This window comes from Pseudomonadota bacterium (genome assembly GCA_018817425.1).
In the GTDB taxonomy this organism is placed as follows: domain Bacteria; phylum Desulfobacterota; class Desulfobacteria; order Desulfobacterales; family RPRI01; genus RPRI01.
In genome coordinates this window covers 22,181-34,384 of sequence record JAHITX010000043.1, presented here as the reverse complement: position 1 = coordinate 34,384, position 12,204 = coordinate 22,181, and the positions used below count along the sequence as shown (strand labels likewise).

10 protein-coding genes are annotated in these 12,204 nt (G+C 39.5%); all 10 read right to left on the bottom strand.

From position 1 onward, the window contains the following. Positions 1-34 precede the first annotated feature (34 nt). Complete coding sequence (locus KKC46_08925) at positions 35-871, bottom strand: substrate-binding domain-containing protein (GenBank protein ID MBU1053937.1); 837 nt, start codon at positions 869-871, stop codon at positions 35-37. Between the two features lie 49 nt (positions 872-920). After that, on the bottom strand, positions 921-1,832 hold the full coding sequence (locus KKC46_08920; GenBank protein MBU1053936.1) for a helix-turn-helix transcriptional regulator: 912 nt from the start codon (positions 1,830-1,832) through the stop codon (positions 921-923). Positions 1,833-1,941: 109 nt separating this feature from the next. After that, positions 1,942-3,225, bottom strand: a complete 1,284-nt coding sequence (locus KKC46_08915) for a metallophosphoesterase family protein (protein MBU1053935.1) — start codon at positions 3,223-3,225, stop codon at positions 1,942-1,944. Between the two features lie 129 nt (positions 3,226-3,354). Beyond that, a complete protein-coding gene (locus KKC46_08910; protein ID MBU1053934.1) occupies positions 3,355-3,762 on the bottom strand; it encodes a biopolymer transporter ExbD in 408 nt (135 codons plus the stop codon). A 12-nt stretch (positions 3,763-3,774) separates the two neighbouring features. Continuing rightward, the gene (locus tag KKC46_08905) at positions 3,775-4,392 is read right to left on the bottom strand and encodes a MotA/TolQ/ExbB proton channel family protein (GenBank protein ID MBU1053933.1); all 618 of its coding nucleotides are present in this window, start codon (positions 4,390-4,392) and stop codon (positions 3,775-3,777) included. A gap of 35 nt (positions 4,393-4,427) precedes the next feature. Beyond that, entirely contained in the window at positions 4,428-6,197 is a 1,770-nt protein-coding gene (locus KKC46_08900; protein ID MBU1053932.1) for a hypothetical protein, read from the bottom strand. A gap of 62 nt (positions 6,198-6,259) precedes the next feature. Further along, entirely contained in the window at positions 6,260-6,832 is a 573-nt protein-coding gene (locus KKC46_08895; GenBank protein MBU1053931.1) for an energy transducer TonB, read from the bottom strand. A gap of 109 nt (positions 6,833-6,941) precedes the next feature. Continuing rightward, positions 6,942-8,312, bottom strand: coding sequence for an amino acid permease (locus tag KKC46_08890; GenBank protein MBU1053930.1), 1,371 nt, complete (start codon positions 8,310-8,312; stop codon positions 6,942-6,944). Positions 8,313-8,328: 16 nt separating this feature from the next. After that, the gene (locus KKC46_08885) at positions 8,329-10,116 is read right to left on the bottom strand and encodes a hypothetical protein (protein ID MBU1053929.1); all 1,788 of its coding nucleotides are present in this window, start codon (positions 10,114-10,116) and stop codon (positions 8,329-8,331) included. A 33-nt stretch (positions 10,117-10,149) separates the two neighbouring features. Next, positions 10,150-12,165, bottom strand: a complete 2,016-nt coding sequence (locus KKC46_08880; protein MBU1053928.1) for a TonB-dependent receptor — start codon at positions 12,163-12,165, stop codon at positions 10,150-10,152. Between the last annotated feature and the right edge of the window lie 39 nt (positions 12,166-12,204).

Sequence of the window (12,204 nt, the reverse complement as noted above, 5' to 3'; positions counted from 1 at the left end):
TTGACCTTAATTAACGAATAACAAAAAGCCTATCTTACTTTGAAAAACCATAAAAAAGTTGTTTTCCTGAAAGCTTGAAATCATTAATCAGCTTTTGAGTAGACGGCTTTGACATCCAGTTTGAGAATTTTGCGGCCAGATCCGATTTAACATTACTGCATCTTTGTGGATTCACCTCGATAACGCTGTAAATATTTTTAAGCAACTCATCGCCCTCAACAAGAATTTTTAACGGAGGATTTCCCTTCATTGTGTCTTCGTATTTTATATAGGTTCCACGATCCGTAAGAGTATATCCGTTTAGTTCCGCCGCCATATTTATAGTAGAAAGCATCCCCTGGCCCGACTGTACATACCAGCTTTCTTTATCAGGAACCGAAATTTCGCTTTCCTTCCATAATTTTTTTTCGGCCTTATGCGTTCCCGATTGATCGCCCCTGCTCACAAACTTTTGCGTTTTTTCTAAAATCGCATTCAAAGCTTCCTTAACACTTTTACCCGTGATGCCTGCCGGATCCGATGCAGGACCAATTATTACAAAGTCATTATACATAACAACATTGCGATTTATGCCAAAACCATCGGCAACATATTTTTTTTCAGCATCAGGCGCATGAACAAGAAGTACATCCGCATCGCAGTTTTCACCAAGCTTAAGCGCTTTGCCGGTCCCGGTTGCAACCCACTCAATATCAATTCCTGTCTCTTTCTCAAAATATGGTTTCAGGTAGTCTAACAAACCCGTATTATCGGTACTTGTGGTTGTGGCCAAGCGCAGCATCCCGGCATCTTTTCCCATAACAGGACTGCAAAATACAAGAGAAAAAACAGCAATTGTTGCGATCAAAAAAACTCCAAAATTACGTTTCATCAAAATCCTCCTTAATAGTGTTTTTATTGTTCAAACTAAAAATCTATGCCTAACTTTCTATAGGAAATACCATTTTTCCACTTAAGCTTGTGTCGTAACCTTCAAACTGATTTGCAGCCTCCCGGAATGAATCTTCATGCAATAACCCTAAAAACAGTTGGACCCCTTTATCAAAAAATCGTTCCTTTCGAATAAGAAGATCATAGCGTTCCCACCGAAGTGGAATAAAATCAAGTCCCAGAAGAGAAGCCACAGATCGGATGCAGGCAGCAGCATCAGCCCGCCCCGTCAATACTTCAATGCCCGCATCAATATGTCTCGATACCTCATTATCGTACCCTTTAATTTTCCCACAATCTATACCGGCTTTGCTTAACTCCCGATCAAAAAGCAGTCTTGTACCTGTTCCAAGAGGCCGGTTTACAATGCAAACTTTAGGCATTGCAAGATCAGCTATTTTTGAGATTCCTTTAGGATTTCCCTTTTGAATTATAAGCCCCTGCTCACGCCTGCAAAAATTACAAACAGCAGGCATATCTCCAAGTTCCTTGGATGCAAAATTAAAATTATAGTCATTTTCATTTTCTTCAAGAAGATGACTGGAAGCAATGTGGCACATATTTTGCCGAAGGGCTCTAAGCCCCCCCATGCTGCCAAGGTTTCCAAAAACGGCCACATTATCAGGATAAAATTTATTAAAAAGCGCTAAAGATTTATCCAAAAGAAGATCATTACTCCCTGATACTATTAGCAGTCCATGGTAAGGAGGAAGGGTATTGGCAGGCTCAGGATAGTTAATTGTACTGTTTTCTACCCACTGCTCTACAAGATGCTTGGGAAAAAGCCATTTACCAGTTATTTTTGTAGCCGGGAGCCCTTTTTCAGTAATGAGAGCATAAACCATCTTTTCATTAATTCCAAGAAATTTGGCTATTTCTTTTGTTGATATCAGTTCTTTCATATTAGACACCCTCCTTATAAAAACTATAAATTACCAAAAATAGCTATAAATTACAACTATTGTTTTTATTTAATATATTCAATAAGTTAGGCTATTAATAGTTTATAAATCATTTTCTGTTATTGAGTATAAACATGTCATAAAGCGCTCCCGTTGCATCAAAGGACTCATATTTCAAACGAGCACTGTTTACGCTGATCACTTGGAATAACTGCCTTCCGTTTCCTGTTTTCTCCATCAGATTGTGATGTAGTGTGTTGATGGGATAGGACTTCGGGCCACTGACGGAGATGACATAAACGGTTCCTTGTTTATTCGGGTCCACTCTGATACCATTTTTAATCTTATATGTGCGGCTATAACTATGATCATGGCCCTGTAGCACAAGATCCACTGAATGTTTATCAAATATCGTGGCAAACAGTTGTCGAAGCATGCTGTTGTTGCGCCGTTTTCCGGTGGAATACATCGGCTGGTGAATAGCCACGATCGTCCAAAGTTGTGGATTTTCGGATAAAATACCGTCCAGCCATCGGGCCTGATCTTCCAACCTCTCGTTTCCGTTGAGCATCACCAGCCTGACCCCCTGATAGTCTATATAATAGACAGTTTCTTCCAAACCAGCGGGTCCGTTTTCGGGTAAGGTAAAGTGAGGACGCCACAGACTAAACAATTTATAATCCGCTCCGTAAACGAATCTTTTATCAGGGTACTCATGGTTGCCGGGCAAAAGGATCAACGGGGTAGTCCGTGGTATCCAGCCAAGGGCATCAAACAGCTCCTCCCACTCTTCGTCCTTGCCGCCGTTATCCACAAGATCGCCGACAAAAAGCCAGAAATTAGCATTCGGGGCTTTTTTATAAGCAGCCCGGAAAATCCGCGAGCACTTGGATTTGATCTCTTCCTGGGGATCGCCAAAATAGACAAACGTAAAAGATACCTGCCCACTACAGGCGGTTTTGAACTGGCTCCATTCGCTCCAACGCCCTTCAATCCCCACCCGGAATACATACAACGTGTCGGGGACAAGGGATTCAAAAACCACAGCATGGTGAAACACCACACTGCCGTCTTCCAAGGAAACCGTTTGTGTTTCAGCATTCACGGTGTGTGCTTTTTCGTTAAAGATAGCAAATCCGGTTGCAGGTGCAATTTGGGCCTGGGGGTAAAACATGGGAAAGTTCGTGCGCCATGTTACCGCCTGGCTGGTTGAAGGCGTTAAGGTCAGATTTAAAATAATTCTCTCAGGTGCATCAGCCTTTTGGATGCGTGATGGAGAATTAGACACTTCCGGCTGAGCCGTGAGAGAAATATCGGAAAACGTGTGCTTAAGGGGGCCTTCACAGCAACCGGCGACAACAAAAGAGAAATAAAAACAAAAGATGATAATCATGAGATTATTGAATTTTGAGTGTAACAATAGCATTGATCCTCTCTGAAGTTAATGAATATTGTAGAGTTTTAAAATACTTTGGATGCTTCTTTTAAGGCTAAAGCCAAGATCTATTGAATTTGTAAAAACTCAAAAATCCTTTTCCGTAGCAAGACAAAGCCTGCCAGCTCCGGCGGCCTTGGCGACATCCATAACCTTGACCACCTTGTTGAGTATTACTCCCCTGTCGGACCTTACCACTACCAGTTTATCCTTGTCATTCCCGACCATATCCTTCACCTTATTGAAAAGTTCGCCTATCGTAACGACCTGGTCGTTTAGATATGATCTGCCGTCTTTATCCACAAATATTGTGATGGATTCCTCCACCTGGGGCTTTGATGCTTTCGCCTGAGGAAGCTTGATCTTTATTCCTTCATCCACCATAAAATTGGTAGTCAGAAGAAAATAAATCAGCAGCATGAAAACAATATCAATAAGTGAGGTAAGCGGCATCTGCACTTCATAAATTGCCCTCTTTTTACGGCTTTTAATCATAAAACATTCCTTCTAAGATTTATTTCTAAGAGATGATATGGTTTTCAAAAACAAAACGCTGCCCTGCTGAATTCTTGACTCATAGCCATTTACCATTGAAAGAAGATAACTGTGAGCAACAACAATAGGAAGAGCGACCGCAAGACCAAAGGCTGTTGTCAGCATGGCCTCCCAGATACCTCCGGCAAGAACCGAAGCATTGACCTTGCCTCCCATTTCCTGAATAACCATAAATGCTTTAATCATACCCATAACCGTGCCTAAAAGCCCCATCATAGGCACAATATTGCCCATAGTCGCCAATGCCTGAAGATAACGCGAAAGGCCCTGAACCTCTTCATCCGTCGCATGAGCAATTACAGTTTCAATGGTTTCCCGGTCCTGGTCTTTTACTTCCATGGCTTTTACCAATACATGCCCCATGGGAGAATCACTCTCGCCCGCAATCCTGTAAGCATCATTATCATCCCTGTTTTTCAGCTTCTCAGTTACCTTAGACTCAAGTCCTTGTCCGCGCTTACGCATCTTGCCGATCCATATAAGCCGCTCAATAAAAATAGCCAATGATACAACCGAACACAGAAGAATCGGCCACATACATATACCGCCCTTCGAAAAGAATTCGAGCATATCGATACACCCCCTGATATTTATTAATGTTTAAATTATTTCTCTGTATTCTTATTATCTTCCACCACATCGACAATCCCGTCATAATCCAGATCCTTTGACTTCTTTACTACTGCTTCGGATTCATCATATTCTTCCCAGATATCGGGTTTGCCATCATGGTTTGAATCTTCTTCAACTTTTGCTACACGACCCTTTTCATAGTAAAACCAGGTATCAATCTTACCGTCTCCATCAACATCCTTTTCGGCTCGAACAGCTTCTTGCTTGCCGTCATAATACCAGACAGTATTTAAAATACCGGAGTTTCCAATATCTTCCTTACTCTTTACAAGCTTTTTGTTTTTATCATAATATTCAACAAGATCCACCTTCCCGTCACCGTTTTCATCTATTTCCTTAATCCTTAAAATATTATCTTTGTAGTAATGGCGGGCATCCGTATTTTTATCTCCATCAATATCCTTTTCTATAACAACATCCCAATCCGGACGGTTAAACCATTGTGTTGTTTCGAACCTACCATTGTGATCCTGATCCATGAGTAGTTTTGTTCTTTTTTCGTTTTTGTCGAAATACAATTTTTGATCAACTGCACCGTTTTCATTTTCATCTTTTTCCAATCTTACGATTTTTTCATTTTCGTAGTACTGCCAAGTATCAGGTTTGCCGTTATAATTGGTATCACTTTCAACCTTTTGTTTTTCTCCCTTCCGGTTGAAAAAAATCTTTATATCAGGCTTTGAGTCTTTATTTTCATCAAGTGTTTGCAAGATCGGTTTACTGTCTTTAAAAAAGGTAATCTGGTCTATGAATGCATCCCCCTGGGAATCATATTCCATCTTTTTTATCTCGCCGTTTTCAAAATGTCTTATACGGTCTATTTTTCCCGTATACCTGCTATCTTCCTTGATTACTGCCGGAAGTCCTTTTGAATCGAAATCACAGAAGAAGTCCGTTATTCTATCAAAGTTAGTGTCTTTTTCCTGGTAAAAAGGCTTTTCGTTTTTAAATTTCAGGGTTATATCAAATGCCTTATCATTGTTTGAATCTTTTTGTTCTACAAATACTTTTCCGTTTTTAAATATAATTACAGATTCAAACCAGCCGTCGGAATCCATATCCTTTTTCTGTAAAACGATAACTCCTTTATCAAAAAACCGGAAAGTATCCATATTACCGCTTTTGTCCGAATCCATTTTGATTGCTTTTGTAAGGCCTTCATCATCAAACAATATAATTTTTTCAACTTGCAGATCACCGTCCAGATCTTCTTTTCTTTCTAAAGGCTTTCCGTTTTGATATGTCTGCCAGATATTTATTTTTCCGTCTGCATCGGTATCTCTTGTTGAGCTTGCAAGTACTCCTTTATCAAAATTAAAAATCGTATCTAAATAACCGTCTCCTGTTGAATCCTTTTCAATCCTTGAAGGCTTCTCTTTCATATCAAAGTATATAATCTGATCGACTTTTCCATTACCGGTGCTGTCCTTTTCCTGCCTTACTCTCTTCTCATCTTCTATAAAATCCCAGCAGTCGATCTTTTGATTATAATCAAGGTCTTTTTCAACACACACAGGTTTACCATTTTTATAATATTGGAACCTGTCCATTATTCCATCGGCATTACTGTCAATTTCAAGCTTAATTAAACGTCCTTTCTGATCAAAATGTGCAATCTGATCGTCCTTGCCGTCATTATTAGCATCTCTGTTCTTGATTTTTCCATCAGACCACGTCGCCTGAGGCCAAAGCAAAAATATCAGGCAAATGATACATAAAAATAAATTTTTATAAAAAGTCATTACTATCTATCCAATTTACACTAATGTAATAACGTTATCATTTAACAAAGCATCTAAAGTTTTTATGTTAATTCAAACACAACAACCACCCGAACAGGGACAGCACCTTTAAAAATATTTACAGGAGGTCTTGGAAAGGGGACCGCATTCATTATAGCCTTCACCGCCGCTTCATCAAGAAGCACATGCTGAGGCATAATCACTTTAATATCCCGAACATTTCCTTCCGGAGTTATTACAAAGACCACAGGAACTCGTCCTTCTATTTGGAGTCTCTGAGCTTTGTCAGGGTATTTTTTATTTTGTTCGATCCGCAATTTTACCATTTCAAGATAACTTTCCGCGGTAGAATAATCACCGGACTCAACATTATATATCTCAGGCTGCCATTGGCTTACATGAAGAGAACCAAAAGACAGGTCAGGCATGGGGATATTTTCTACAATGCCGTTAGAAGATATTTCAGGCGTTTTGATTTTCATGGGAATATTTTGAGGCGGTTGAATTCGATTTATTTTTAATATCCTATGATTTTCAGGTAACTGAAATTCTTTTATACGGCGGCGTGGCTTGGGAATTTCCCGAATAAATGGCTTGCTAATATCTTTAAGCTCTAATTCAATATAACTGAGCAAATCTGGGGTGTAAAATCCTGATATTTTAACCGCCAGAATCAGATGAATCCCCAATGATATTAATATTAAAAAGTATAATAACCGGTTGGGGTGTTTTTTTGTTTGTTTTTCAATCCCCACGTTCCTGTCTTCTTTTAAAAATAAAATAGAATATCAACCCTGAAATAATAGTTAATGCGCCATAGAATGTCACTATAGGATTTTCTTTTACACAAAATATTATAATCCACATATTTCCCAAAATAAAAATAAGCGGGGTCACTGGATAACCAAAGGTTTTATAAGTTTGTTTCGAATCCGGCATGCGAGCGCGTAAATACATCAAACCCAATACAGTTAACACTGCAAAAATTGAAAGTGTAAATCCGATATAAAGCAAAAGCTTGTCAAAAGATGAAGTAATCACCATTATAATTGCAATCAAGGCTTGCAATATTATGGCATAAGCCGGAACCCTTTGTGTTTTTGTTAATCTTGAAAACAGATTGAAAAATAACCCGTCTTTTGCCATAGCATAATAAACTCTGGGACCAGCCATTATCATGGCGCTGACTACCGAAAGCAGACATATTGTAACGGCACCCGAAAAAAACCTGCCTACATTGGGACCGAATAGTCCAGCAGCAGCCACAGCACCTATTTCTAATTTCCCGCTCATGCTATTTAATGAAAGGGCATATACATAAAGTAAATTAAGAAGCAGATACAAACAAATGACAACAACTGTCCCGATAAAAAGAGAAAGGGGTATATTCTTGGAAGGATTTTTTATCTCACCTCCCATATAAGCGGCCGCATTCCAGCCACTGTATGCAAAGGAAATAAATATCAAAGAAGTAGCAAAACCACCTGAAGTCAGTATAGTCGGATCAAATTCGATTGAAAAATGGGACATAGAACCCTTGCCGTATAAAAAACCGGCAACAACAAAACATAAAATAAGACAAATTTTAAAACCTGTAAGCGCATTTTGCACACGGCTTCCTATTGAAACGCTGTAACAATGAACAAAAGAAAACAACAAAATAATTCCTATTGCTAAAACCGATGGGGCATTTGCCAATAACAACGAATCCTGAACCTGTAAACCTTTACTTTCAAAAACGGAATTGAAAAAATATTTTGAAAAGGCAATTGAGGATGCTGCTATCGGCGCTGAAAATCCCACAATAAGTGATATCCAACCTGAAAGAAATCCCAGCCGTTCCCCAAAACATTCCTTTAAAAATACATATTCACCACCTGCCCTGGGGAATATGGAACCCAGTTCTCCATAACATAAAGCACCGGACAGTGCGAAAACCCCGCCAATTATCCAGCAAATAAGCAAGGCTTTTGGATCTTGCAGAGATTCAATAATAAATCCTGAAGTTGTGAATATGCCGGTGCCGATCATATTGGCTATTACCAGAATTATCGAAGTACCCAATCCGATTTGTCGCTTTAATCCGGCACCGGCGTTATCATTTACATTGTTCATTATTCACAACTTAATACTAATTGTGAGATTTTTTTTCGTAACAGGCACCTTCCAGTTCGCTAAGGCAACGACCCACATAGATCAGACCCAGAAATTTTTCATGGTACTTGCCAGCCGCATCCGCAAGGCCATTTAAATCTGTTTGGATAACATGTTCACTTCCGGAATACCCTGCCTTATAGACCAAATATGCCGGAGTATCCGTTTTAAAATCCTTTTTAAACTTTGCAGCCAAAGCAGGCACTTCTTTTAATCCCATAAAGATGGCAAGAGTTTCACCTTTGTCGGCTATGTTTTTAATCATTTCCGGATTTTCTTGAATCCCCATTGGTGTTGTAAGTACAATGGAACCATTGCAACCGATACGTCTTCGAATCATGCTGTTTGAAACATTGAAAGAACTAAGCCCCGGAATCACTTCAATCTGATCCTGAGGAAAATACTGTCTAAGCCAGCTCCATCCGCTCCAAATTGTAGGATCTCCATAATCCATAATTGCCACGGTTTTATTACTATCCAGAGCATTTTGGATAATTACAGCATATTCTTTTCTTTTCTCTGCCAATTTTGCCTCGATTTGAGGTTCTGACATGCCCGGATTTTCTTTTCTGACCTTCGGAGGCGAAGATTTGTAATGATCAAAAAGAACCGGCTTTTTGCCCATGTATTTACCAAAACGCTTCAAAATATCATCGCATACCACAAAAGCATCGGCTTCGGCCATAGATGAGATGGCATTAAGGGTAATAAGATTAGTGTCACCGCAACCCACACCGATGATATATATCTTAGCTGGGCGTTTTAATGAAAGTACTTCAATTTTTTGCAATGCCTTCACATCGCGGTCACTCATAAGATCATCCGGCGGAACCAGTACAAATTTACCTCCGTTTTCGATATCTTTACCACCAAGTCTGTCCGCAATCAGCAAACGATCACCTGTAGTATCAAGATATATTTCACCGTATGAAAAAAGGCTACGATATCCGTCCGGAGCTGATGCAAGAAACACCTGAGCCAAATCCGGTTTTAGTTCCACTGTATCAAGCAAAGACTTGAAAAACACCCCTTCAAAACGATCTATTCCGTGGAAGCCTTTGCCTTCCCCAAGATGTTTGATGGTCATCTTTGTTCTTGGAAAACCCGAAAGTGTTTTAAAGTCTTTATTATTAATATTGGCACCAATAATGGAAAAATCTTTTGAGTAAAATTTTTCTGATTTTTCAGACGGCATTTTGGGCCTCAAGTCAATAACCTCAATAGATGTGACACCATCCAGAGAACGATCGGCAAAAGTGTCACTTGATATGACCAGTTTGGGAAAATCAATATTTCTTTTCAATTTGTCCATACGAGGCTGGTATTCTTCAGGACTGTGGCATCCTGTACAGGAATGCTTTGGCATAATAGGCTGGGCAGATGTGGCAATAATGATTCTTCCAGGGTTCCTGTAAAAAACCTCTCCCCATGAAAGGGCTACGACTTTGCCGTTTTCTCCCTTTATACGAATGGCCAAATCCACTTTTTTGCCAAAGGCGCTTTCTTCCTTTTCTATATAAGCCAGTTCCAGAAGCGCTCTAAGCGGTACTCCCCTGTAAAGGAAAACACCCCTGAAACTGCCGTCTGTCATGACTTCGTTAAGCTGAACCTTAATGGAGTCAAACCCATTAAGGTCATCAATCGACAGATTCATTGGCTGCTTGACCAGCCCTGTTATACTCACTGTGTTAGAAGAAGCAGCACAGGGATACGAAACAAGCCATAGAACCATAATAAGTGCTATGCAAAAACTAAAGTTTTTCATATAAATATCCTTATTTATAAGTCTTTGCTTGAATTAATATCTCAAACTAAAACCAGCCAGAAAATTCAGGCCTGGCTCAGGACCACTTCCTTCATAATAATCTATGTCCGTCAAATTAGTTCCCTGGATAAACACTTCGGAATCAAGGCCCCCAAACTTACCGATTCTTTGTGCAAGTCTGGCATTAAGCAGAAGATAATCCGGCAGTTTCTCCCAATTGTAGCTTGTATCTTCCCAGTATTGTCTCTGAGTGTAAGAAGTCTGAACACTTGCTGAAAGCCCAAACGGAAAAAGATAGCGCACATCCAGATTTATTCTGTGTCGGGGCCTGTTTTCCAATTCGCGGTCATCGTTGGCATCGTCCTCTGTAGACATATATGTGTAGTTAGCATTAATATAGAGATCTTTTATTAAATGAAAGTCAAGGCTGGCCTCCACACCCTCTATCTTTGCCTTATTGATATTTACGTATATTCTGTCACCGGATACAGGATCTCGAACTCTTTCTATAAGATCATCAATGTCATTATAAAAATAAGCCACGCTTCCTTTAATTTTTTCAGTGAAATCACGGGAAATTCCGACTTCGTAAGTTATGGCTTTTTGTGGATCAAGATCGGGATTACCACCAGCATGATTACTATAAAGTTCTATAAGCTTAGGGAACCTGGTTTTTTTCGCAACCGAAGCATGCAGGCTGGTATCCTTATTTAAATCATAAACCACCCCAAACTGCGGATTAAAAGTGTCGATACTATCCGGCACAGGCTGATCATAAGCTTTTTTAGGTTTAAAATAATCATAGCTTAAACCAAGTACGAATGAAAGGTTGTCCAAAGGTTTGATTTCATCTTCAATCGCATAGGTGTATGTCTCAGATTCATAATCTTCCTTGGGTGTAAAACCCGGTACACCCATAGAAGCGGAATCAAGATAATCTTGTTGTTTATGATTATCTCTTGTATAATTTATTCCGAGCTTCAGATAACTCCACTTTTTAAAGTCGAGAAAAGCATGCAGCATTCCTCCTGATGAATAATCATAATATGAACTTTCCTCAAACCATTTTCTTGAAGTTGTATGATTAGCATCCCAGCTTACATCCTTCAAAGTATCTTTATGTTTAACGTAGAACCCTCTTGCTTTGAGTGTAACAATATCGTTGAATTTCTTTTCTCCTGCCAGATTAAGATGCCACTGATCCCACTTGTCAAAAGACCAATACCGGCTGTACTCGGTCGGAACCCCGCGTTCATTATTATGATAGTCAAATGATAAATAGATACTGGTATCCGGATCCGGATCAAAACCGACTTTGGCGTGAAATGTGCGTTTTATATAATCACTAAGATCCCTTTTACCTCCATCTTCATTATATTCAGTACCCAATCCAACCGTAGAATTGTTTTCGTTAAAATCATCTGAAAGACTGTAACCGTCGGAACTTTGATAGCCATATGTCAACCAGTAATTAAATTTTCCAACCTGGGCTCCATGATTTAAAATTATTTTTCTGGTGTTATAATCCCCAAATGAAGTAGTAATTTCCGTAAACGGTTTTTTACTTCCTTTTTTTGTTATAATGTTTACAACTCCTCCCATAGTGTTGGCACCATAGAGTGCAGAAGATGCCCCTTTGGTTACCGTAATTTTGGATATTGCATCAATAGGAATCATGGTTAAATCAACAGTTCCGTAATAAGTCTCAAGGGAGGGCACGCCATCGATCAGAACCTTGACATCTCTTTGATCAAATCCCCTAAGACTTACAAAAGCCTGACCCTTTCCACCCCTTTGGACATCAACAGCAGGCAAAAGTTCAAGCGCATCCGCAACTGTTTGAGCTCCTCTTTGCTTGATGTCTTCCAAACTTACTTCAGTAACAGTTGTAGCCAAATTAACCGCTTGCTGTTGCCCGGTAACAATAACCTCTCCCAATTCATAAACTTGTGTCTCTGAGTTCGATTCTTCAGCCAAAGAAACATTAATCAACAAAAATGTAATAATCGAAAAAACTAACCATAAGCCAAAAATCTTAAAGAACTTCATTTCTCTCTCCTCCTCGTAACCACAAAACTTAAATCTAAA

Excerpts from the sequence above, each read along its gene's own strand:
- KKC46_08925 (MBU1053937.1), bottom strand. The coding sequence starts at position 871 with ATGAAACGTAATTTTGGAGTTTTTTTGATCGCAACAATTGCTGTTTTT.
- KKC46_08920 (MBU1053936.1), bottom strand. The coding sequence starts at position 1,832 with ATGAAAGAACTGATATCAACAAAAGAAATAGCCAAATTTCTTGGAATT.
- KKC46_08915 (MBU1053935.1), bottom strand. The coding sequence starts at position 3,225 with ATGATTATCATCTTTTGTTTTTATTTCTCTTTTGTTGTCGCCGGTTGC.
- KKC46_08910 (MBU1053934.1), bottom strand. The coding sequence starts at position 3,762 with ATGATTAAAAGCCGTAAAAAGAGGGCAATTTATGAAGTGCAGATGCCG.
- KKC46_08905 (MBU1053933.1), bottom strand. The coding sequence starts at position 4,392 with ATGCTCGAATTCTTTTCGAAGGGCGGTATATGTATGTGGCCGATTCTT.
- KKC46_08900 (MBU1053932.1), bottom strand. The coding sequence starts at position 6,197 with ATGACTTTTTATAAAAATTTATTTTTATGTATCATTTGCCTGATATTT.
- KKC46_08890 (MBU1053930.1), bottom strand. The coding sequence starts at position 8,312 with ATGAACAATGTAAATGATAACGCCGGTGCCGGATTAAAGCGACAAATC.
- KKC46_08885 (MBU1053929.1), bottom strand. The coding sequence starts at position 10,116 with ATGAAAAACTTTAGTTTTTGCATAGCACTTATTATGGTTCTATGGCTT.
- KKC46_08880 (MBU1053928.1), bottom strand. The coding sequence starts at position 12,165 with ATGAAGTTCTTTAAGATTTTTGGCTTATGGTTAGTTTTTTCGATTATT.